Here is a 21158-nt window from a genome sequence, read left to right on the forward strand (position 1 = left end):
AAAGGTGATCTCGCCGTGCGCGACAGCATCAGGGGAGCCGCCGGAAACGGATAGCCGTACCTCCGCCCGCCGCCAGGGTAAGGTCGAGCACGTCGCCGCGGGTCACCACGCGCTTCTCGATGCGATAGGCCTGCGGATTGGTCCGGTAATCGGCCCCCGGGCCATCGGCATAGATCTGCGCCTCGTAGCGCACCCCTGCTGCGAGAAAGCCCAGCGGCTGGCGCAGCGCGCGGGCATTCTCGTCGGTGATCGCGCCGAGATACCAGTCTTCGCCGCCGCGTTCCTGCCGCGCGACGACGACATAATCGCCGATCTCGGCCTGCAGCGTGCGTGACTGCTCCCAGTCGGTCGGCACGTCCTTGATGAACTGGAAGGCGTCGGAATGCGCGTCATAATTCTCGGGCAGATCGGCGGCCATCTGCACCGGCGAATAGAGCACGACATATTCGGCGAGCTGCGTGGCGAGCGTTGACTGGACGCGCCGGGTCAGCTCGGTCTGGCCATGCGCGAGATCGAAGATCCCGGGCGTGAAGTCCATCGGCCCGGCGAGCATCCGGGTGAAGGGCAAGATGGTGAGGTGCTCGGGCGGATTGGTCGGCACGCCCCAGGCGTTGAATTCCTGCCCGCGCGCGCCTTCGCGGCTGACCATGTTGGGCCAGGTCCGGCGCAGCCCGGTGTCCTTGACCGGTTCGTGCGCGTCGATCGCGATGCGGTGCTTTGCGGCGACTTCGGCGACGTGGAGGTTGTGCCGAACCATATACTGGCCGGCAAACCATTGCTTGCCGCCTGCCGCATCGACGATCTCGCCGCTGTGGCGGACATAGCCGGTCTTGACGACGTCGACGCCGAGCCGGGCATACATCGCCATCGCATCCTCGAGCTGCGCCTCGTAATTCTCGACTCCGCCCCCGGTCTCGTTATGCCCGATCAGCTTGACGCCCTTGTCGCGCGCATAAGCGGCCAGCCCCGGTGCGTCGAAATCAGGATAGGCCTTTGTGAAGCTGAACTTGTCGCCATTCGCGATCCAGTCGCCGTCCCAGCCCTGGTTCCAGCCCTCGACCAGCACCCCGCCAATGCCGTTCTTCGCAGCAAAATCGATATAGCGCTTCACATTGGCGGTGTTGGCGCCGTGGCGATAGCCGCTGCCCCAGGTCGAGTGGTTGAGGTGCATCTCCCACCAGATGCCGACATATTTGCCCGGCTTGAACCACGAGACGTCGCCGAGCTCGTTGGGCGCGTTGAGGTTGAGCTCGATCCGGCTGTCGGCCAGCGCCGCCGGTGAATCGCCGATCAGTACGGTGCGCCACGGCGTAGTGAATGGCCCGGTCTTCTCGGCCGCGCTGCCATCGGGCGCCGGCATCAGCGACGCTGTGAGCGTACCGGTGCCGTTGCCGGCGAGTAGCATGCTGGGAAAGTCGATCAGCGCGGCTTCGTGGAAGGACAGATAGACGCCGTTATCGCCTTTCAGCGTTAGCGGAGTCTCGGCGAGGGTGATCCGCCGCGCGTCGGTCTGCGTATAGAGATATTCGTCGCGCTCCTGCCCGAGCGCTTGATACCACCATGCCTGATTTTTCCCGACCGGGCGGAACTGGGTGCGGTCGGCGGTCACCTTGACCCGCTGGCCGGCGGGGACGGCATATCCGTAGCGCAGCCCGATCCCGTCATCGAACAGGCGGAAGGTGACTTCGACCGCGCGGTTGAGCGGGGTATCTCCGGCGAGGGTGACGACCAGCTCGTTGTGCCGGTCGCGGATCACGCGCTGCTCGCCCCAGGGCTGTTCCCAGCTGGTGTCGACCGAATTGCGGCGCGGGTTGGTGAGCGCGGTGAACCTTGCAGCGGTCTCGCCCTCGAAGCTCAAGCCGAGCTCCCCCGGCGCCAGTATCTGCGTGCCGCCGCGGCTGACTTCGTACAACGCGCTGCCGTCACGCACGTCGACGCAGAGTTCCAGCATCTTGCCGGGCGATTGTGCGCATTCGCGCGCTTCGGCCGCGGCGATGCCCTGCGCGAGGACGACAAGCGAAACGGCGGCAAGGCGGCAATACATGCGATATCCTTTGCGAAGGCCCGAAAAAGAACGCGCCGCCGCCGGGGTAAGTGCGGCGGCGCGAAGGAGGGACCTCAGAACTTGGCGCGGACGCCGAACTGGAAGCGGCGGTCGACTCGGCTCCATGCCGAGTCGAGATAGACCGGCCGCGCTCCCGGCGTCGCCGGAGAGTCGCCGAAGACCTGTTGCTGGTACACGCTCTTGGTATTGAGCAGGTTCGACGCGTCGACCGATAGCTCGAGGAAGCTGTTGACCGACAGGCGCAGCGATCCGTCGAGATAGCCCGCCGCTTTCTGGAACACCGGCAGCCCGATGCAGCAATCGAGATTCTGCGTCAGGTAGCGCGAGCGCCAATTATAGGCGAGACGGAAGCCGATCGGTCCCTTCTCGTACAAAGCCACTGCGTTGAAGGTGTGCTTCGAGATCCCCGCGAGCTGGTGCGAGTCGATCACCGATCCGGTGCCGCCCAGCGCCGGTTGCCCGGCCCCAACCGCGCCGACATTGGCGCTGGACGAGGCATTGAGCAGGTTCGAATTGTTGATGTCCGACTGGTGGACATAGGTGTAGTTGAGTTGGGTACCGAGCCCGCTGAGCGGCCCGGGCAGGAAGTCGAAGAAGGTCTGGAAGCCGGCCTCGACCCCCATCAATTTGCCCCCTTCGTCCGAATTGTTCGGCCCGAGGATCTGCACCGTCTGGCTCGAGCCGTTGTTGGTGAAGGTTCGGGAAAACTGGCCGAAGCTGATGCTGTTGTTCAGCTTCTTGTAGAAGCCGGTCACCGTCAGCGAGCTGCTCCGCCCCATATAATGCTCGAACGACACGTCGAACTGGTCGGCGGTGACCGGCTTGAGCGCGGCGTTGCCGGCATTGGCCTGGAACACGAAATTATAGCCGGTGACGTTCGCCGCGGTGTGCGCCGCGGTCGGCGAGTTGTAGACAATGTACGGCGAATCCGGGGTCGTGCTGAGGATCGGCGCGTTCATCGCGACGGTGTTGCGCAGGAAACCGATATCGGGCCGCGACATCGCCCGCGAATAAGCGAACCGGATGAAGCTCTTGTCGTCGAGCCCGAACCGGACGTTGAAGCTCGGCAGCCACTGGGTGCTCGAGGCTTTGTAGGTGTCGGGGGTGAAGCCGCCATTGGCGAAGGCGCGTATCGCCGGCGTCAGATAGCAGCTTGGATTGACGATGTTGTTGCCGCTGAGCGGCGTGCCGCAAGCGGGCAGATTGTCGAAGATGTTCGCCGCGGGGAAAGCGAGGCTGCCTTCGCTGGTCTCGCGCGTCTTGACCACGCGGAGGCCGACATTGCCGACCACGCTCATGCCGCCGATCGTCTTGTCGTCGCCGCCGAAACGCAGCATCAGGTACGCCGCCTCGGTCTGTTCCTGCACCCTCAGCACTTCGCCGGGCGCAAAGCAGTCGTCGACGGTCGCCTCGGGCCGGTCGCAAATCGCAGTATAGCCCGATCCGATCGGTGAGTGGGTGGTCGCGCCGCCCAGCGACGTGATCAGCTTGCCGAAATCCTTGAGCGTATCGCGATTGAGAAAGACCAGCGGTCCGTTGGGAAAGACCTTGCCATCATAGAGTTCGCCCATCGAATAGGATTCCCAGATCCCCGCGCCATAGCCGGCGAAATTCGGGTGGCCGGCGTTACCGGTGCAATTGGGCGTGTTGGTCGGATAGGCGCCGCCGGTGGTGTTGTCGGCGTTGAAGCCGGGGCCGTTGCAGTTCCAGTTCGCGGCGATCGGGGTCCAGTTGAACGTAGAATAGCGGACATTCTGCTTGCGATCGGCATAGCGGACGCCGGCCTTGATCGAATCGAACCAGCTGTCGCCACCGAACTCGTATTCCAAGTCGCCGCGCAACGCGAGTTCGTTGGCGTCGTTGTCCTCGACATGGCCCTGGATGAACGGGATCCAGTAGTTATGCGCGTTGGCCAGCCCGCCCGACGCGTAATTCACGTTCGAGCCGGGCAAGAGTGCGATCTGAGGGGTTCCGTCCTTGTTGGTGCTGTACTGGAAGTTCGCCATCGACCCAGTGGCGACGAGGATGTCGTTATTGTAGGTCGACGCGTCGATATATTGCGCGTCGAAATTGGCGTGGAGATGGTCCGACACGTCCCATTGGAAATTGGCCGAATAATCGCGCGTGCCCTCGCGGTGGGCGAAGTTGCGCGCTTCGTTCTGCAGATACAGCCCGTCGCGCAGCGTGGTGCAGACCGAAGGCGCGGCGCAATTGTTGACGAAGGGCACGCCGGGGATCGCCGAGCCGGCATTGATCGCCGCTTGGGTACTTTCCCAGGTGCCGTTGAAGCTGCCATGTCCCTGCGTCAGAACGCCCGACTGGAGCATGCCGTTGGCGCCGAACACCAGTGCGCCGCTGCCGTCCGCCGGCCCCAGCACGGTCGAGGTGCGCGGGTTGAACGCCGGCGTGCCGAAATAATTGCCGTCGAGCACGGTGTGACTGGCGCGCTCGAACCAGCCGTTGCGATAATGCGAGTCGATGAATTGCAGCGAAGCGCGAACGGTCCCGCTGTTGTTCTCATATTGCGCGGCGAGCGCGATGCCGCGGCGCTTGCGGTCGTAGTCGACTTCCGAATAGCGGATGCCGTCCGGCGCGTAGCGGAAACCCGATCCGCCGAAGGGATTGGCGGTGCAGCCGATACTGCCGTCGGCGGTCACCGTGCCCGCAGTCGGCGTACCGAAGCCGGCGGTGCAATAGGTGTCGATCTTGTCCATGATCACGCTTTCGGTGCGCGTCACGACATGGCTCTGGGCATAGCTGGCCAGCAGGCCGAAGCGGCCGATCGGCGTCTCGAAGGTGTTGCTGATCAGTCCCGAGAATTCAGGGGTCCAGCGGTCCGAGCGGTCGCCATAGTTCATCCGAAAATTGCCGGTGACGAGTAGACCCTTCTGATCGAACGGCAGACGCGTACGCAGGTTGACCGTGCCGGCGATGCCGCCTTCGATCATCTCGGCGGTCTGGTTCTTGTAGGCGTCGACGCCGGCGAGCAGTTCGGGCGAGACGTCGTTGAACTGGAGCCCGCGCGCCGAATCCGCCGAGAAGCTGTCGCGGCCGTTGAACTCGGTGCGCACCTGGGTGAGCCCGCGGATCAGCACGCCGGTCGGCTCGCCAGACGGGTGCGTGCTGTCATCGGCCGACTGCAGCCGGCTGACGGTGATCCCAGGAACGCGCGCCAGCGCCTCCGCGGCAGACTTGTCGGGGAAAGCACCGATGTCGGTCGCAGTGATCGAATCGACGAAGGTGTCCGAGTTCTTCTTGATGTTCTGCGATGTATCGAGCGCGGCGCGGACACCGACGACGACAACGTCTTCACCGGAGTCCTGCGCTTCGGCGGCGCTCGCTGCCGGATCGGCGGTCTGTGCGTGTGTGGCCGATGCGGCGCCGAACACGATCAGCGCGCAGAACGAAACGCCGCCCTGCAGCGCGCGGAACCGACGCGTCGAATGATAGTCCGTCATGCAAACCTCCCCATGGGCTCCGCTTTTCGCGGATGCGTTTCGGGCACGGCTATGCGCCGCCCCTATAGGTTGCATTGAATTGCGTAAATTTGCACGAGTTGCAAGTAGCTTTTTATAGAGAGCCGCGACTGGAAAATCGACCCATTCGCAACTTATGGATGCAATGTTGCATCACGAAGATGGCGCTTTGGGTATAGTCAGCGCCAGACATGCGCCGATCCCCAGCGCCACCGCGGCGCTCGTCATCGCGCCGGCGGGAGCGCCGCCGAACGGACCGCGCACCAGCACGCCGAGCGTCGCGGCGGCGACGAGCTGGGGAAGCACGATGAAGATGTTGTGGATGCCCATATACACGCCCATCTTGCGCGCCGGGACGCCGTCCGACAGCATCGCATAAGGCAGCGACAGGATCGCCGCCCACGCGATGCCGATCCCGATCGCCGGTATCCACAGATCGCCGGCGCGCGCGAAGGTCGCGAAGCCGAGCAACCCCAGCGCACCGCAGGTGAGACAAAGAGCATGGCAGGCGCGCCGCCCTGCCCGCCTCGCTATAGCCGGAAGCACCAGCGCGACGAGCGCGGCGACGGCATTATATTCGGCGAACAACATGCCCACCCAATCGGCGCTGCGGCCATAGCCAGGCGAGGCGGGATCGCGGCCGGCCGGGTTGAGCGCGGCGACCGCCGGAATCGCATAGACCCACAATGCGAACATGCCGAACCAGGTAAAGAACTGAACGAGCGCCAGCCGCTTGAGCACCAGCGGCATGTGGAGGATGTCCTCGACGATCACGACCATGCCGATCGAGGTTCGTCCGCGCCGCCGCAACGCCACCGCCGCCAGCTGGAGCAGCCCGAACACCGCGGCGATCCCGGCGATCAGGTAGAGCTCGCGCGGCGCCCGGAGCGCCGCGGTGAGCCCGGCGATCACCGCTCCGCCCAGCGTCCAGGCAAACCCGCTCCAAGCCAGCGCAGCGGCGCCGCTCGCGCTCGGCACATCGGGATGGGCGATATCCGCAGGCCCGGGAGCGAGCGCCTCGGGCGGCCGCTCTCGCGTGGTCGCGACCGACCAGCCGACGGTCACCAGCAATAACACCGCGCCGACTGCATAGGCCGCGGACACGGTGTCGGCCCCTCCCCCGACGTCGAACCAGTTGGTCAGAATCCATGGCAGCGCCGAGGCGAACACCGCGCCCGCGCCGATGAAGAATACTTGCAGCGCGAAGGCCGAGGTGCGCTGTGGTTCGGGCAGGGTATCGGCAACCAGCGCGCGGAAGGGCTCCATCGCAATGTTGATCGAGGCCGTCAGCACCCACAGCATCACGCAGGCGGACCAGAGCGTGGTCACGCTCGGCATCGCAAGCAGCGCCAGCGCAGTGAACAGCCCACCGGCGAGGATATAGGGCCGCCGCCGCCCCAGCCGGCCCCAGGTCCGGTCGCTCAGATGCCCGACCACGGGCTGTACCAGCAGCCCGGTGATCGGCGCGGCGATCCACAGCAAGGCGAGCTCGTCGACATCGGCGCCGAGCGTCTGGAAGATCCGGCTGGTGTTGACGTTCTGCAGGCCCCAGACGATCTGCACGCCGAACAGGCCGAGGCACATGTTCCACAGGGGCCGGACGGCCGGACGGATCGGGCCAACGCGATCCGAACCGCCGGCCCGCGCCGATCGCCTTCTGATCGCTTGCAAAGTCCCCCTCACGATGCGCTACTATGGCCGCATTCGGCGTTGCCGGCAGTCTGGGTCCGATGGGTAGCAATAGCAACAACAATACCACCCTGCAGGATCTCGCGACATTGGCCGGCGTATCGGTGTCGACGGTGTCGCGCGCGCTCAACGATCACCCGCTGATCAGCACGCGGACCAAGCAGCGCGTCTGGGCGCTGGCGCGCGATCACGATTATCCGTTCAAGCCGACGATGCCCGCCGGGCCGATCGGCGCAGTGGGGTCGATCGCGATCGTCACGCCGGTGATGCGGGGAAGGCCGCTGCCGCTGTCGCATCCCTTCTTCCTCGAGCTGCTCGCCAATATCGGCGAGGCGGCACGCGAGCGCGATTGCGACTTCACCGTCAGCCACACCGCACCGACCAGCTTCGACGATCTGGTCGCGAACACCACCACCAGCCGCGCCGACGGCGTGATTTTCCTCGGCCAGTCGACGCTGCACGACGAGTTCAACCGGCTCGCCGAGACCAATGCCCGCTTCGTCGTCTGGGGCGCGCAGCTGCCGGGACAGCGTTACTGCTCGATCGGCTCGGACAACCTGCTCGGCGGCGGGCGCGCGACGCGGCATCTCGCGCGACTCGGCCGCAAGCGGATCCTGTTCCTCGGCGGGAGCGACCCGGAGGCAACGCAGCGCCGCCGCGGCTATGTCGAGGCGCTTGCCGAAAGCGGGCTCCAAGCCGATCCCGATCTGATCGTCCCGGTCGAGTTCGAGCTCGAATCGGCCGATGCCGCGGTAAGCGGGCTGCTCCGTCGCGACATACCATTCGACGGTGTAGTCGCGGCGAGCGACCTGATTGCGCTCGGCGCGATGCAGGCGCTGCGACGCGGGGGCAAATCGGTGCCCCAGGATGTATCGGTGGTCGGCTATGACGATATGCTGCTAAGCCGTCTGAGCACGCCGACGCTGAGCACGGTGCGGCAGGACACCTTCGCCGCGGGCCGTCTGCTCGTATCGCGGATCATGGACAAAGACGATCATCAGGAGAGCAAGCGGTTGCCTACCGAGCTTATTGTGCGCGAGTCCTGCGGCGGATGAGCGCCGCCGATCCCGCCGAGCCGCCCCGCGAGCGCGCCGGCAGCCAGACCCTGCTGCGCGGCCTCGACATCATCGAGCAGTTGAGCGGTGAGCCGCTACGCATTGCCGAAGTGTCCGACCGGCTCGAGCTGACCTTCCCGACCACCCAGCGGCTGGCCCATGCGCTGATCGATCGCGGCTTCCTCAAGAAGCTGCCCAGGGGCCAACTCGCGCTGGGGCCCAAGCTCGTCCAGCTCGGCTTCCTCGCCCGCGAGCAGATCGACATGCTCGGCCTCGCCCGCGCCGGCGCGGACACTCTGTGCGAGGCGATCGGGCTCTGCGTATTCGTCGGCGCGCGCGACGGCGACGTGGCGCTCCATCTCCATCGTGCGATGGGCCGCCAGCGCATCGAAGTCGCGACGCGACCGGGAACGCGGCGCGCGCTGGCGGATACCGGCCTCGGTAAGGCGCTGATGTTCGACGACACCCCGGCGGCATGGGCGCGGCTGTTCATGCTGGCCAAGCCCGAGCAGGATGACGGTGCTGCGGCGATCGACGAGATGCGCGCGCACGTCGCAGCCGGCGTAGTGCTCCATCACAGCACCAGCGACGACACGATCCGCTCGGTCGCCGCCCCGATTCGCGACGCTTCGGGCGCGATCGCCGCCGCGCTGAGCGTTGCGAGCCCGGTCCAGTATCTCGATGACGAGCGCATGCGCGAAATCGCGCCGCAGGTCCTGCACGCCGCGCGCGAGATCAGCGCCGGGCTGGGCTGGCGCGGTGCGGATGCAGGGCAGGCGCAAGAAAAATAGTCAGCGCCCCTGCGAAAGCAGGCGCATATGGCTACGGTCGGCGCGGCGGCTTGCTGCCAGGCGCCGACCCCGGCCCGCGCTTCGGACCCGGTCCGCCATTCCGCGGCGGCCGGCGCTCGCCACCCCCGCCGCCGCGCGGGCGATTCGTGGGCGGCGTTCCGGTGGTCGGCGCGCGACGGGGTTCGACCGCCCCCTGCGGCGCGACCGAATAGCCCTCCTTGAGCAACCGCGTGAACGCCGAGCGCACATTGGTGGCGATCGCGCCCTGCACTTCCTTCGGCAGATCGGCGAAGGTCGTGTTCGGATGGATGCTGTTGAGTTCGCGCAATAGCGGGTTGGGGAGTCCGTTCGCCGCGTCCTTCAACGCCACGATCGAATCGAGGACGGTGGAGAACAGGATCTCCTGCATCAGGTCGGTTGCTGATTTTGCCATAGCCTCGCCTCAACGCCCGTCCGAAGCGCCGGTGTCAAGCGATGACTTGTTTCGCAATGATGTCGGTTCTGCCGGTCCTCGCAACATGAAAAAGTCGAATCGGCATCTTGCGAAGCCCTCCGTAATTCCTACCGATAGGTACGAATCTGCTTGCAACCCCGGCCCGCGCCGTTATTTGCTGCGCCGCAGAAAGGGGAAGCCTGTGCGGCTCGCGCTGTCATTTTTGGGATTGTCGTTACTTGCCGGATGCAGCGGAGAACAGGCCCCGCCTGCCCCGCCCCCGCCGCAGGTGACCGTCGCCACCCCCGTCCAGCGCGAGGTCGTCGACTGGGACGATTATACCGGTCGCTTCGTCGCGCCGCAGGACGTCGAGATCAGGCCCCGCGTCAACGGCGTGGTGACCGCTATCCACTTCCGCGACGGACAGGACGTGCGCCAGGGGGCGCCGTTGTTCACGATCGACCCGCGCCCCTATCGCGCGGCGCTCGCCCAGGCACAGGCCCAGGCAACCCGCGCCAACGCGGCGCTGTCGAACGCCCGCCAGGTCACTGCGCGCAGCCGCAAGCTGGCGTCCGCGCAGGCCGTCAGCACCGAAGAGCTCGAGGCGAACATCGCCGCCGAGCGTACCGCCGCCGCCGATCTCGCCGCCGCGCGCGCTTCGATCGACAATGCCCAGCTCAACCTCAGCTTCACCACTGTCCGCGCGCCGTTCAGCGGCCGCATGTCGGACCGCAAGGTGAGCATCGGCGATTCGGTCGCCGACGGCCAGACGATCCTCACCCGCATCGTCTCGCTCGACCCGATCTGGTTCGAGTTCGAAGGCGCCGAGAGCTTCTATCTCAAGAATCTTCGCCAGGACCAGCGCGGCGAGCGCGGCTCCTCGCGCACCACGGCCAATCCGGTCCAGATCCAGCTCGCCGACGAAAGCGAATATCGCTGGGTCGGGCGGATGGAATTCCTCGACAACGCCGTCGACCCCAATTCGGGCACGATCCGCGCGCATGCCGTGGTGCAGAACCCCAATCGATTCCTCACCCCCGGCATGTTCGGCCGAGCACGCTTGCTCGGCTCGGGCACCTACAAGGCGATGCTGATCCCCGACGAGGCGATCGTCACCGATCAGACCCGCCGCCTGGTCTATGTCGTCGGCAACGACAACAAGGCAGCGCCGCGCCCGGTGGAAGTCGGCGCGACGGTGGAGGGCCTGCGCATCATCCGCGACGGCCTGGCGCCGACCGACCGCGTGGTGATCACCGGCGTCGGGCGATTGCAGCCCGGCGCACCGGTCTCGCCGGTCAAGGGCGTGATCAAGGCCGACCCGACAAAACAGGCCGCGCCGACCGCCCCGACGGTGGAGCCGGCCTCGGGCCAGGCGACGGTCCGCTAGGCCGCCGCGATGAAATTCCCCCATTTCTTCATCGACCGGCCGATCTTCGCTGCGGTGCTCTCGATCCTCATCGTGATCGTCGGCGCGATCGCCTATCCGTCGCTGCCGATCGCGCAATATCCGAGCATCGCCCCGCCGACGGTGGTGGTCACCGCCACCTATCCCGGCGCGAGCGCGGAGACGCTGGCGGAAACCGTTGCCGCGCCGATCGAGCAGGCGATCAACGGCGTCGAGAACATGATCTACATGACCTCGTCGTCGACCGGCAACGGCCAGACGCAGATCACGATCGCGTTCCGGCAGGGCACCGACGTCGATCAGGCGCAGGTGCTGGTGCAGAACAAGGTCTCGCAGGCCGAACCGCGCTTGCCCGAGGATGTCCGCCGCCTGGGCATCACGGTGAACAAGAACTCGCCCGACTTCCTGATGGTGGTGTTCTTCACGTCGCCCGACAACAGCCTCGAGATCCCCTATATCTCGAACTACGTCACCTTGCAGGTGCAAGACCGCATCGCCCGCGTCCCCGGAGTGGGCCAGGCGCAGGCCTTCGGCGGCCGCGACTATAACATGCGGGTGTGGATCGATCCCGGCCTTGCCGCGGCGCGCGACATGACGATCGACGAAGTGGTGGCGGCGATCCGCGGCCAGAACCTTCAGGTCGCCGCCGGCGCGGTCGGCCAGCCGCCGTACGGCAATGCCAGCCCCGCCTTCGAACTCGGCGTCCAGGCCAAGGGCCGGCTGAGCACCCCCGAGGAATTCGGCAAGGTCGTCGTCAAGCGCGACACCGAGGGCCGGCTGACCTATCTGCGCGATGTCGCGCGGATCGAGCTCGGCGCACAGGACTATAGCTTCAACGGCTATCTCGGCGGCAAGCGCGCGGTCGGCATGGGCATCTTCCAGATGCCCGGATCCAACGCACTCGCCACCGCCGACGCCGTCAAGGCAGAGCTCAACGAACTGTCGAAGAGTTTCCCTGCGGGGATGAAATATTCGATCGACTACAACCCGACCGAATATATCTCCGAATCGATCAGCGAGGTCCAGCGCACGCTGGTCGAGGCGCTGATCCTCGTGGTGCTCGTGGTGCTCGTCTTCCTGCAGAGCTGGCGCACCGCGTTGATCCCGATCATAGCGATCCCGGTTTCGCTGATCGGCGCCTTCGCGGTTTTGTTCGCCTTTGGCTATTCGCTCAACACCTTGTCGCTGTTCGGGCTGGTCCTCGCGATCGGCATCGTCGTGGACGACGCGATCGTCGTCGTCGAGAATGTCGAGCGTCTCATGGAAGAGGAAGACATCGGCCCGCGCGAAGCGGCGCACAAGACGATGGACGAAGTCTCGGGCGCGATCATCGCGATCTCGCTGGTGCTCGTCGGCGTGTTCGTGCCGACGATGTTCATTCCCGGCATTTCGGGCGCATTCTACCAGCAGTTCGCCATCACCATCGCTTCGGCGACGATCTTCTCGGCCTTCGTCTCGCTGACCCTGTCGCCGGCTTTGTGCGCGCTGGTGCTCAAGAAGCCCGAGCATGACAAGCCGCCGCGGCCGGGCCTGCTCGGGCTGCCCGGACGCGCGGGCAGGAAGTTCAACGCCGGCTTCAGCTGGCTGTCGCAGAAATACAGCCGCCTCACTGCACGGCTGGTGCGGATGCTGGTGATCGTCGGCGTGGTCTATGTCGCGCTGATCTTCGTCGTCGGCTGGCGCTTCTCCGTCACTCCCAGCGGTTTCATTCCGCCGCAGGATCAAGGCTATCTGATCGGCGTCGTCTCGCTGCCGCCCGGCTCCTCACTCCAGCGCACCGACGCCGTGGTGCGCGACACGATCAGGGAATCGCTCAAGCTCCCCGGGGTCCAGACCTCGATCGGCTTCGCCGGCCTTGACGGCGCGAGCTTCTCGACGGCGCCGAACGCAGGCGTGGTGTTCTTCGCGCTCAAGCCGCACGCCGACCGCAAGCAGAGCGCCGACGCGATCCAGCAGGCGCTCTATCCGGCGCTCGCGGGGATCAAGGGCGGCGACATCATGGTCATCGCGCCGCCCCCCGTTCCGGGAATCGGCACCGGCGGCGGCTTTAAGATGATGATCCAGGATCGCAGCGGCCAGGGCTATCAGGCGCTGGCGCAGGCATCGTTCGCGATGATGATGGGCGCCAACCAGGCCGAGGGCGTCGCCGGCGCCTTCTCGCTGTTCAACGTCGGCACCCCGCGCCTTACTGCCGACGTGGATCGTGATCGCGCCGAGCGGATGGGCGTGCCCGTCTCCAATATCTATTCGACGCTCGGCTCGTATCTCGGCTCGGCCTATGTCAACGATTTCAACTATCTCGGCCGCACCTTCCGCGTCACGGCGCAGGCCGACGCCGCCTATCGCGACGATGCGTCGGACATCCAGTTGCTCAAGACGCGTTCGGCGTCGGGCAAGATGGTGCCGATGAGCGCCGTGATGGCGCTCAAGAACGATGCCGGCCCGTATCGCGTGGTCCGCTATAACCTGTACCCGGCGGCTGAGCTGATGGGCGACACCAAGCCTGGCTTCTCGACTGGCCAGTCGCTCGATTCGATGGAAGCGCTCGCCAATCGGACCCTGCCCAAGGGCATGGGCTTCGAATGGACCGAGCTCGCCTTCGAGCAGCGCCAGGCGGGCAATACCGGCCTGATCGCCTTCGGTCTCGCAGTGGTGTTCGTGTTCCTGCTGCTCGCCGCGCTCTACGAGAGCCTCGTGCTGCCGTTGGCAGTCATCCTGATCGTGCCGATGTGCCTGCTCGCGGCGATCGTCGGCGTCAATCTGATGGGCATGGACAATAACATCCTCACCCAGATAGGTCTCGTGGTGCTGATCGGCCTCGCTGCCAAGAACGCGATTCTGATCGTCGAGTTCGCGCGGCAGGGCGAGGAAGAGCAAGGGCTCGAGCCGCGCGCCGCGGCCGAACAGGCAGCACATCAGCGCATGCGCCCGATCATCATGACGTCGATCGCCTTCATCCTCGGCGTGCTGCCGCTGGTGATCGCCACCGGCGCGGCCGCCGAGCTTCGCCAAGCGCTGGGCGTCGCGGTGTTCTTCGGGATGATCGGCGTGACGTTCTTCGGCCTGCTGTTCACTCCGGCTTTCTACGTCGTCGTCCGCAAGCTCGCGAGCTGGTCGGAAAAGCAACGCGCACGCTTCCGCAGCAAGCCCCACAGCGCGCCCGCGCCGGAGCCCGCAACATGAAGCGCCTGACGATCCTCGCCGCCGGTCTGCTCTCGGCCTGCGCCGTCGGGCCGAATTATGAGCGTCCCGCCACGCCGCAGACTGCGGCGGGGAGCTTCGTCGACCCCGGTGTCACCAAGGTCTCCACTGGGGCCGCCGAGGGCGAATGGTGGCATCTGTTCCGCGATCCGGTGCTCGACCGCCTCGTCGTCGACGCGCTTGCCCATAACACCGACATCCGCGTCGCCGCGGCCAACCTGCGCCGCGTCCGCGCCCTGCTTTCGGAAGCCCGCAACCAGCGGCTGCCGACCACCGATCTCAGCGCATCGTACACGCGCCAGCGTCAAGGCGGCAATGCGACCAACTTCCCCGGCGCGCAGACCCAGGAGTTCGATTTCTTCCAGGTCGGATTCGACGCGGGCTATCAGGTCGATCTATTCGGCGGCGTGTCTCGTTCGATCGAAGCGGCACGCGGCGATGTCGCGGCGGCGCAGGCCCAGCTCGATGCCGCGCGCATCGCGATCGCCGCCGAGACCGCGCGCACTTATGCCCAGGCCTGTGGCTTTGCCGCGCAGGCGGCCGTCGCGCGCGAAACCGTCCAGCTGCAGGAGCAGACGCTCGGCCTGACTCGCCGGCTGCTCGAGGCCGGCCGCGGCACCCAGCGCGACGTCGACCAGACGCTGGTTCTCGCCGAGAATGCACGCGCGCAGGTCCCGCAATTCGAGGCCGAACGCCGCGCCGCGCTCTATGCGCTCGCCACCCTGACCGGCCGCCCGCCGGCCGAGACCGACGCCGCCGCGGCGCAATGCACCGTGCCGCCGCAGGTCAGCGGACTGATCCCGGTCGGCGACGGCGCCGCGCTGCTGGCGCGCCGTCCCGATGTCCGCCAGGCCGAACGCACGCTCGCCGCCGACACTGCGCGAGTCGGAGTTGCCACCGCCGCGCTCTATCCCTCGATCCGCTTGCTGGGCTCGGTCTCGCTCGGTTCGCAGGATCTCGACGGGCTCACCAAGAGCAACGCGTTCAGCTTCTCGCTCGGGCCGCTGATCAGCTGGAGCTTCCCCAATATCGGCGAGGCACGCGCACGCATCCGCCAGGCCGAAGCCAGCGCGGAAGGCTCGCTGGCCAGCTTCGACGGCACCGTGCTCACGGCGCTCCGCGAAGTCGAACAAGCACTTGCCCGCTATTCGGGCGAAATCGAGCGCAACGTCGCGCTCCGCCGCGCCGAGGCGGCGGCGAACAACGCTGCGCGCATTGCTGGCCTGCGCTTCTCCGCCGGGCGTGACACGTTGCTCCAGCGGATCGACGCCGAACGCGACCGCGCCAGCGCGCGCGCCACGCTGGCGCAGTCGAACGCCACGTTGGCGGAGACACAGGTCGCCTTGTTCAATGCGCTCGGCGGCGGCTGGGAAGCCGCGCCCGCCCCCGAGCGGCGGGAGCCTGTCGCCAACTAGCGGGGGCGGCGCGTCTGCCGCATTGCCTGTTGCGTCGCTCTGAGTCATGTTGGCGTCCTCATTTTCGAGGGAGGCCGATGATGCTCACTCTGTTGCTCGCAGCGCTGCAAGCCGCATCCCTCGCTGCCGCCCAGCCGCCCCGGCTCGTCGATCCCCAGCCGGCGATCACCTATGCCGACTATCCGATGGAAGCGATCCGCCGCGGCGAGGCAGGGATCGTCTCCGTGCTCCTCCAGGTATCGGCCGACGGCACGGTGACGCAATGCCAGGTCACCGAGACCAGCCTGTCGAAGCTGCTGGACGCGCAGACCTGCAATTTGCTCAGCCGGCGCGCGCATTTCGCACCGGCAATCGATGCCAACGGCCGCGCGGTAGCCGGCGAATATCGGCTGTCGACTCCGTGGGGTCTGGAAAAGGAGCATCAGCCGCGCACTTCGGTCGACGCGGTGCTGCAGGTCCCGGCGCTTCCGAAGGGCTATGATCGCCCCGCGGAAGTGCAGATCGTCTTCTATGGCGCAGGTTCACCCAGGGACTGCGCGGTCCTCGCCTCGAGCGGCAGTCCCGCCGCGGATCGCACGGCCTGCGACTATGCCGCCCGCACCTTTTCGATCAAGGCGCCGAAGAGCGGATCGCAGGGGACTTCGGTTGCAGCAGTTCGCTACGTCAAGGCAACGCTCGTTGCCGGGCAGGCAAACTGAACGCCGGGCCGAATACGGTCAGGCGCTGGCGAGCCCGCGGTCGGGATTTTCGCTGAAGCCGCGTTCTTCCTGTCCGGCGTGCGCGCGTTGCGCGTCGTTCGTCGCAGCGGCGCGCAATTTCCGCCGTTCTCGATGCTCGGCGGCAACCGCTTCCTTTGCCCATGCGGCAGCGGCGGCTTCGGCCTGGATGCGAACGCTGTCGAGCGTCGAAGCGGCGGCGCGGGCACGCTGGAGAGCCTCCTGCGCGCGGCACAGGATCGATGATGGGGGAATAAGGAAGTCCTTCCATAGATGGAGGCGTGCGCGACTGCCGGATCCGCTCTGGAGAGAACTCCCGTGCACGTTGGCTGTTCCGGTGCGCCCGCGAAGCGTCAGGGCCGCAGCCGGGTGCGCGTTACCGGACCCGTCAGTACGCGCTTGCCAAAGGCTTTGGCGAGCACGTTGGCACCGTCGATATTCATCAGCACCACCCGCGTGCCGCGCGGGTGCAGAGGCTCGATCGCGCTGATCGCGGCCGCATGCTTGGCGGCCATTGCGATGACCGTGGCAGTGTCGGCATCGATATTAAGTGCACGCGACACGCGAATCTCCCGTCGGAGCGGGAGCACAGGCATCTCTCAGCCGCGCCTTGCTCAAATACGGTGGCGCGATGCCCTGGATATGGGGTGCGCGCCCGCATTTACCAGTGCGGGCGCGGTTATCGCCAGCGTGGCGCTGCCCTGCCACATTGCGCCGGCGGCTGCGCGACTTGTTCAGGCGGGGATCGCGATCAATCCTTGCTGCAGCGCGGCGATCCGCAGAATCCCCGGATTGAAGCGTTAACTGCGTCCGGCTAACCCTGACGTCGGCGAACAGGCGGAGGCGGAGTTAGAGGATATGACCGAGTTTCTCATCTCACTTTACGCGATGGTGGCGATGTTCGTGCTGTTCACGATGCAGCGCAACCAACGCGAGCAGCGGCCGGACCCGCAGATGGTGACCCTCGTCGGCTGGGGTCTGTTCTCGCTTTCCTCGACGCTGGCGATCCTGTTCGGTGCAGTCGCCCTCGCATTCCTGCTGGGGCTGCACATGCCCGTCCCCGCCGGCTTCGACACGCCGATCTTCTGAAGGCATGCCGCTCTACCAACTGGGCGGCCATCAGCCGGTCATAGCGCCCGACGCCTGGGTCGCACCCAGTGCCGACCTGATCGGCGACGTCCGGCTCGCCGAGCTTGCCAGCGTGTGGTTCGGCGCGGTGATCCGTGCGGACAACACCCCGATCCTGATCGGCGCGCGCACCAACGTCCAGGACGGCGCGACTTTGCACTCGGATCCGGGCACGCCCTGCACGCTGGGCGAAGACGTCACCGTCGGCCACCACGCCATCCTCCATGGCTGCACGATCGGTGATCGCGTGCTCGTCGGCATGGGCGTCGTCATCCTCAACCGCGCGGTGATCGCCGAGGATTGCCTGATCGGCGCCGGCGCGCTGATCACCGAGGGCAAGACGTTCCCGCCGGGCCATTTGATCGTCGGCTCTCCGGCCAAGGCAATCCGCCCGCTCGACGAGATTCAGAAGGCGATGCTCAAGGCATCGGCCGCGCTCTATGCCGCCAAGCAGCGCGAATATGCCCAGGGTCTGCGCCGAGTCGACTGATTTCGGTCGGCCATGCCGTAGCGTCGCAAACACCGGCATGGACAGCCAATCCGGTTGCGCTACAAAACTGGTCCATGGCCCTTCCCCCGATATTCGACCGCCTCCGGCTCCCCGTCATCGGCTCGCCGCTGTTCATCATCTCGGTGCCCGATCTGGTCATCGCGCAATGCAAGGCGGGAATCGTCGGCTCGTTCCCCGCGCTCAACGCCCGGCCGCAGAGCTTGCTCGACGAATGGCTCGACCGCATCACCGAGGAACTCGCCGCCTGGGACCGCGCCAACCCCGACGTGCCGGCCGCCCCCTTCGCGGTCAACCAGATCGTCCATCGCTCGAACGACCGGCTCGAAGCCGATCTCCACACCTGCGCCAAGTGGAAGGTGCCGATCGTGATCACCTCGCTCGGCGCGCGGCCCGAGCTCAACGACGCGGTGCATAGCTGGGGCGGGATCACGCTCCACGACGTCATCGACGATCGCTTCGCGCACAAGGCAGTCGAAAAGGGCGCCGACGGGCTGATCCTCGTCGCCACCGGGGCGGGCGGGCATGCCGGGCGGCTGAACCCCTTCCCCTTTGTCCAGGAAGTCCGCGAATGGTTCGACGGGCCGATCATCCTGTCCGGCGCGATCGCCACCGGCCGCGCGGTGCTGGCGGCGCAAGTGCTCGGCGCCGACCTCGCTTATATCGGCTCACCTTTCATCGCGACCGACGAGGCCAACGCCGTCGATGCCTACAAGCAGGGCATCGTCGAGGGCCGCGCCGCGGACATCGTCTATTCGAACCTGTTCACCGGCATCCATGGCAATTACCTGCGCAGCTCGGTCGTCGCCGCGGGCCTCAATCCGGACAAGCTGCCCGAGAGCGATCCCAGCGCGATGAACTTCGGCGGCGCCAAGGCGTGGAAGGAAATCTGGGGATCGGGCCAGGGGATCGGCGCGGTGACTGCGGTCGAGCCCGCCGCGGTGAAGATCGAGCGGCTGAAGAAGGAATATGCGGCTGCGAAAGCGGCGCTGATTTAGTTGGAATTAGAAAGAAGCGGAAAGCCGCGCGAACATTCGGCGCGCCGGGCTGTCATCGACCACCGGCTCGTCGAGCGAAGCGTCGAGGCGCGCGACGCGGCGGTGCAGCTCGATGCTGGTGGCGATGATCGATCGCGCTTGGGTCGGCATTGCTTGCAGCGTCGTGCCATCGGTATCGGGCGCCTCGCCCAGCCGCCGCGACGGCGCTAGCGCGTCGACGGGCGTAATCTCCCCCGCCTGCACCGCGCGCTGCGTGAGCAGCCAGGCGATGATGTGCATCAACCGCGTGGTGACCTTCAGCGACTCGCACGAAAAGGTCACGCGGCTCAGCGCTTCCAGCGACTCGCGCTCGGCGCGTCCGACCACGTCGAAATAAGCGCGCGCCTCATCGGCCAGCAGCATCGCCTCGACATAGAGCGAATCGACCAGCCTGCGATGAATCGCCGAGGTTGCCTTCTCCATCATCCCCGACTGAAGTGCCATAACGGGCGCGCCAGTTGAATGCTTAATATCACGAGACTTCCGTCCCGGCCCGGGAGATCAGGCAATGATGTCCGGGACCAGTTCGTCTTCGAGCTGCGAGATTTCGTCGCGCAGCCGTAGCTTGCGCTTCTTGAGCCGGGCGAGCTGCAGCTGATCGGCCGACCCGGTCTGACCCAGCGCTTCGATTGCAGTATCGAGATCGCGATGCTCGGTCCTGAGCGCCTCGAGCCGCCGCTGAATCTCGGTTTCGTCCATCTCCGTCCCCTTACGCGCGTACAGGTAACAACGAACCATCGCGCCTTTTCCGCGGGCTGTCGATTGCGCCGAATACGGGGGGCGACAAGCGGTTCGAAAGGTGATTTATTGGATCCCCCCGGCGCTTATCGAAGGAGTAATGCTTCCATGCAGAACGCGCATTTCACGGCACTCAATGCCAAACACTCGACTTTGGATCGCAAGATCGCAGCCGAGTCGCAACGGCCCTTGCCGGACCAGATATTGATCGCGGATTTGAAGAAGCAGAAGCTGCGCGTCAAGGAGGAGCTCAGCCGCTAGCGCCGCCGTCCACGGCTTTGTCCGGGAGGTGCGGCTTTGCGGTCGCACCTTCTTCCGATGTCGATGGCAATCTTGGCGGCGCGATCAGCGCCGCGTCAGCACCGGCTTGGTGAAGCTCTGCCCGCCCTTGCCCACCGGCTTGCGCGCCAGCATAGGGTCGATCTCGATGTCGAAAGCGATCCCGACGCGGCCGTCAGTGGCCCAGGCGATGCGCCCTTTGACCCAGCCCACGCCGCGCACTTCGATCTCCACCGGAGTACGGATCTCCACCGGCGCGGCATATTCGGCCATCAGTCCGCCGGAGGAAAGATTGCGCACGCGAACGTGTGCGATCTTGTCGTCACCGACAAAACGGAACTGCGCGGTCAGCATCAGGCTGTCGCGCGAGCCGTTGCGCTGACCGGCGAAATCGTCGGCGGAGAGCGCGTTCACGGAATCGGTAGAGAACTGGTCCATCGGAGCTGCTCTAAAGCAAAAAATTCAATGCGCTAATTAGAACAGCAATCCCTGACAAAAGCGTAAATTTGAAGGCCGGCGCTGTAAAAAATCGCACGACCCCTTATGTCGCTATTCGTCGCGCGAGACCTTTTCGTTGCGCTCGTGGCGCTCTTGCGCCTCGACCGTCATCGTCGCGATCGGCCGTGCCTCGAGCCGGGCGAGCGAAATCGGCTCGCCGGTCACTTCGCAATAGCCATATTCGCCTTCCTCGATCCGGCGCAGCGCCGCGTCGATCTTGGAGATCAGCTTGCGCTGGCGATCGCGGGTGCGCAGCTCGATTGACCAGTCGGTTTCGCTCGAGGCGCGATCGGTGAGATCAGCCTCGCGCAGCGAATCGGTCTGGAGCTGGTTGAGCGTTCCGGCCGCCTCGCGGAAGATCGCATCCTTCCATGCCAGGAGCTTGTCGCGGAAATATTCCTGCTGCCGCGGGTTCATGAAAGGTTCGTCACTGCGCGGCCGATAGCCGTCGTCGCCGTCATTTGCCGCGGGAGGAAAGTGTTTCCCCGAGTCCTCCGAGCGTTCCAAAACCGTAGCCATCCCCACTCTCCAAACCGGTCGCCCAGTTGCCAAGCCGCTGGACGCTGCCTTTTGCCCGCACGCCCTATACTTGCGCCCAAGCCCATTAACAAGCGCGCTATTATGACAGGCGCGCTGTCTAATTCCCGATAACATGGGGGAAATTAGCAGCGCCTGAACAAGAGTCGCAGATGGCCGGCGTTAACCGCGCTTCTTCACAAGTAAC

At 65.9% G+C, this 21158-nt stretch carries 20 protein-coding genes; 10 read left to right on the plus strand and 10 right to left on the minus strand.

Annotated elements, in window-relative coordinates:
* Positions 1-28: 28 nt before the first annotated feature.
* From E5A73_RS03425 to E5A73_RS03435, 3 genes are all read right to left on the minus strand, one after another.
* The gene (locus E5A73_RS03425; RefSeq protein WP_135962360.1) at positions 29-2044 is read right to left on the minus strand and encodes a glycoside hydrolase family 97 protein; all 2016 of its coding nucleotides are present in this window, start codon (positions 2042-2044) and stop codon (positions 29-31) included.
* Between the two features lie 74 nt (positions 2045-2118).
* Positions 2119-5523 carry a TonB-dependent receptor gene (locus tag E5A73_RS03430; protein ID WP_135962361.1) on the minus strand — a complete coding sequence of 1135 codons (3405 nt, stop codon included), beginning with the start codon at positions 5521-5523 and terminating at the stop codon, positions 2119-2121.
* A gap of 171 nt (positions 5524-5694) precedes the next feature.
* Complete coding sequence (locus tag E5A73_RS03435) at positions 5695-7125, minus strand: MFS transporter (RefSeq protein ID WP_135962543.1); 1431 nt, start codon at positions 7123-7125, stop codon at positions 5695-5697.
* A gap of 146 nt (positions 7126-7271) precedes the next feature.
* On the opposite strand from E5A73_RS03435, the gene E5A73_RS03440 reads away from it, so the two are divergent.
* Both E5A73_RS03440 and E5A73_RS03445 read left to right on the plus strand, forming a co-directional pair.
* Positions 7272-8285 (plus strand): LacI family DNA-binding transcriptional regulator, encoded by a 1014-nt coding sequence (locus tag E5A73_RS03440; RefSeq protein ID WP_135962362.1) that lies wholly within the window; start codon positions 7272-7274, stop codon positions 8283-8285.
* Positions 8282-9076, plus strand: coding sequence for an IclR family transcriptional regulator (locus tag E5A73_RS03445; RefSeq protein ID WP_135962363.1), 795 nt, complete (start codon positions 8282-8284; stop codon positions 9074-9076). The genes E5A73_RS03440 and E5A73_RS03445 overlap by 4 nt, the downstream gene beginning before the upstream one ends.
* A gap of 31 nt (positions 9077-9107) precedes the next feature.
* On the opposite strand, the gene E5A73_RS21185 is transcribed toward E5A73_RS03445, so the two are convergent.
* On the minus strand, positions 9108-9509 hold the full coding sequence (locus E5A73_RS21185) for a hypothetical protein (protein WP_168355748.1): 402 nt from the start codon (positions 9507-9509) through the stop codon (positions 9108-9110).
* A 289-nt stretch (positions 9510-9798) separates the two neighbouring features.
* Here E5A73_RS21185 and E5A73_RS03450 point away from each other — a divergent pair, with 289 nt between their 5' ends.
* The 4 genes from E5A73_RS03450 to E5A73_RS03465 all read left to right on the plus strand — a co-directional run bounded on the left by E5A73_RS03450 (position 9799) and on the right by E5A73_RS03465 (position 16228).
* On the plus strand, positions 9799-10896 hold the full coding sequence (locus tag E5A73_RS03450) for an efflux RND transporter periplasmic adaptor subunit (RefSeq protein ID WP_240699991.1): 1098 nt from the start codon (positions 9799-9801) through the stop codon (positions 10894-10896).
* Positions 10897-10905: 9 nt separating this feature from the next.
* On the plus strand, positions 10906-14097 hold the full coding sequence (locus tag E5A73_RS03455) for an efflux RND transporter permease subunit (RefSeq protein ID WP_135962365.1): 3192 nt from the start codon (positions 10906-10908) through the stop codon (positions 14095-14097).
* The gene (locus tag E5A73_RS03460; protein WP_135962366.1) at positions 14094-15530 is read left to right on the plus strand and encodes an efflux transporter outer membrane subunit; all 1437 of its coding nucleotides are present in this window, start codon (positions 14094-14096) and stop codon (positions 15528-15530) included. Before E5A73_RS03455 ends, E5A73_RS03460 begins: the two co-directional genes overlap by 4 nt.
* An 80-nt stretch (positions 15531-15610) precedes the next feature.
* Positions 15611-16228 carry an energy transducer TonB gene (locus tag E5A73_RS03465; protein WP_168355787.1) on the plus strand — a complete coding sequence of 206 codons (618 nt, stop codon included), beginning with the start codon at positions 15611-15613 and terminating at the stop codon, positions 16226-16228.
* A gap of 18 nt (positions 16229-16246) precedes the next feature.
* Here E5A73_RS03465 and E5A73_RS03470 read toward each other — a convergent pair whose 3' ends face one another.
* Positions 16247-16570 (minus strand): hypothetical protein, encoded by a 324-nt coding sequence (locus E5A73_RS03470; protein WP_240699992.1) that lies wholly within the window; start codon positions 16568-16570, stop codon positions 16247-16249.
* 29 nt (positions 16571-16599) lie between these two features.
* Positions 16600-16809: a hypothetical protein gene (locus tag E5A73_RS03475; RefSeq protein WP_135962368.1), complete on the minus strand. Its 210-nt coding sequence runs from the start codon at positions 16807-16809 to the stop codon at positions 16600-16602.
* A 295-nt stretch (positions 16810-17104) separates the two neighbouring features.
* On the opposite strand from E5A73_RS03475, the gene E5A73_RS03480 reads away from it, so the two are divergent.
* The 3 genes from E5A73_RS03480 (at position 17105) to E5A73_RS03490 (ending at position 18880) form a co-directional block, all read left to right on the plus strand.
* Positions 17105-17335 carry a hypothetical protein gene (locus E5A73_RS03480; RefSeq protein ID WP_135962369.1) on the plus strand — a complete coding sequence of 77 codons (231 nt, stop codon included), beginning with the start codon at positions 17105-17107 and terminating at the stop codon, positions 17333-17335.
* Positions 17336-17339: 4 nt separating this feature from the next.
* Positions 17340-17864: a gamma carbonic anhydrase family protein gene (locus E5A73_RS03485; protein ID WP_135962370.1), complete on the plus strand. Its 525-nt coding sequence runs from the start codon at positions 17340-17342 to the stop codon at positions 17862-17864.
* Positions 17865-17938: 74 nt separating this feature from the next.
* On the plus strand, positions 17939-18880 hold the full coding sequence (locus tag E5A73_RS03490) for an NAD(P)H-dependent flavin oxidoreductase (protein ID WP_135962371.1): 942 nt from the start codon (positions 17939-17941) through the stop codon (positions 18878-18880).
* A gap of 6 nt (positions 18881-18886) precedes the next feature.
* Here the strand turns inward: E5A73_RS03490 and E5A73_RS03495 are convergent, their stop codons facing one another.
* Positions 18887-19363, minus strand: coding sequence for a DUF1465 family protein (locus E5A73_RS03495; RefSeq protein ID WP_240699993.1), 477 nt, complete (start codon positions 19361-19363; stop codon positions 18887-18889).
* Positions 19364-19420: 57 nt separating this feature from the next.
* Positions 19421-19618 carry a YdcH family protein gene (locus E5A73_RS03500; RefSeq protein WP_135962372.1) on the minus strand — a complete coding sequence of 66 codons (198 nt, stop codon included), beginning with the start codon at positions 19616-19618 and terminating at the stop codon, positions 19421-19423.
* Positions 19619-19765: 147 nt separating this feature from the next.
* On the opposite strand from E5A73_RS03500, the gene E5A73_RS03505 reads away from it, so the two are divergent.
* Complete coding sequence (locus E5A73_RS03505) at positions 19766-19918, plus strand: YdcH family protein (RefSeq protein ID WP_135962373.1); 153 nt, start codon at positions 19766-19768, stop codon at positions 19916-19918.
* 84 nt (positions 19919-20002) lie between these two features.
* Here E5A73_RS03505 and E5A73_RS03510 read toward each other — a convergent pair whose 3' ends face one another.
* Together E5A73_RS03510 and dksA are read right to left on the minus strand one after the other, a co-directional pair.
* Entirely contained in the window at positions 20003-20374 is a 372-nt protein-coding gene (locus E5A73_RS03510) for a PilZ domain-containing protein (RefSeq protein WP_135962374.1), read from the minus strand.
* Between the two features lie 111 nt (positions 20375-20485).
* On the minus strand, positions 20486-20953 hold the full coding sequence (gene dksA / locus E5A73_RS03515; RefSeq protein WP_135962375.1) for an RNA polymerase-binding protein DksA: 468 nt from the start codon (positions 20951-20953) through the stop codon (positions 20486-20488).
* Between the last annotated feature and the right edge of the window lie 205 nt (positions 20954-21158).

The sequence above is a fragment of the Sphingomonas gei genome (genome assembly GCF_004792685.1).
Taxonomy (GTDB): Bacteria; Pseudomonadota; Alphaproteobacteria; order Sphingomonadales; family Sphingomonadaceae; genus Sphingomonas; species Sphingomonas gei.

Coding starts and splice junctions, on each gene's coding strand:
- E5A73_RS03425 (WP_135962360.1), bottom strand. CDS start 2,044: ATGTATTGCCGCCTTGCCGCCGTTTCGCTTGTCGTCCTCGCGCAGGGC.
- E5A73_RS03430 (WP_135962361.1), bottom strand. CDS start 5,523: ATGACGGACTATCATTCGACGCGTCGGTTCCGCGCGCTGCAGGGCGGC.
- E5A73_RS03435 (WP_135962543.1), bottom strand. CDS start 7,125: ATGTGCCTCGGCCTGTTCGGCGTGCAGATCGTCTGGGGCCTGCAGAAC.
- E5A73_RS03440 (WP_135962362.1), top strand. CDS start 7,272: ATGGGTAGCAATAGCAACAACAATACCACCCTGCAGGATCTCGCGACA.
- E5A73_RS03445 (WP_135962363.1), top strand. CDS start 8,282: ATGAGCGCCGCCGATCCCGCCGAGCCGCCCCGCGAGCGCGCCGGCAGC.
- E5A73_RS21185 (WP_168355748.1), bottom strand. CDS start 9,509: ATGGCAAAATCAGCAACCGACCTGATGCAGGAGATCCTGTTCTCCACC.
- E5A73_RS03455 (WP_135962365.1), top strand. CDS start 10,906: ATGAAATTCCCCCATTTCTTCATCGACCGGCCGATCTTCGCTGCGGTG.
- E5A73_RS03460 (WP_135962366.1), top strand. CDS start 14,094: ATGAAGCGCCTGACGATCCTCGCCGCCGGTCTGCTCTCGGCCTGCGCC.
- E5A73_RS03465 (WP_168355787.1), top strand. CDS start 15,611: ATGCTCACTCTGTTGCTCGCAGCGCTGCAAGCCGCATCCCTCGCTGCC.
- E5A73_RS03480 (WP_135962369.1), top strand. CDS start 17,105: ATGACCGAGTTTCTCATCTCACTTTACGCGATGGTGGCGATGTTCGTG.
- E5A73_RS03485 (WP_135962370.1), top strand. CDS start 17,340: ATGCCGCTCTACCAACTGGGCGGCCATCAGCCGGTCATAGCGCCCGAC.
- E5A73_RS03490 (WP_135962371.1), top strand. CDS start 17,939: ATGGCCCTTCCCCCGATATTCGACCGCCTCCGGCTCCCCGTCATCGGC.
- E5A73_RS03495 (WP_240699993.1), bottom strand. CDS start 19,363: ATGGCACTTCAGTCGGGGATGATGGAGAAGGCAACCTCGGCGATTCAT.
- E5A73_RS03500 (WP_135962372.1), bottom strand. CDS start 19,618: ATGGACGAAACCGAGATTCAGCGGCGGCTCGAGGCGCTCAGGACCGAG.
- E5A73_RS03505 (WP_135962373.1), top strand. CDS start 19,766: ATGCAGAACGCGCATTTCACGGCACTCAATGCCAAACACTCGACTTTG.
- E5A73_RS03510 (WP_135962374.1), bottom strand. CDS start 20,374: ATGGACCAGTTCTCTACCGATTCCGTGAACGCGCTCTCCGCCGACGAT.
- dksA (WP_135962375.1), bottom strand. CDS start 20,953: ATGGCTACGGTTTTGGAACGCTCGGAGGACTCGGGGAAACACTTTCCT.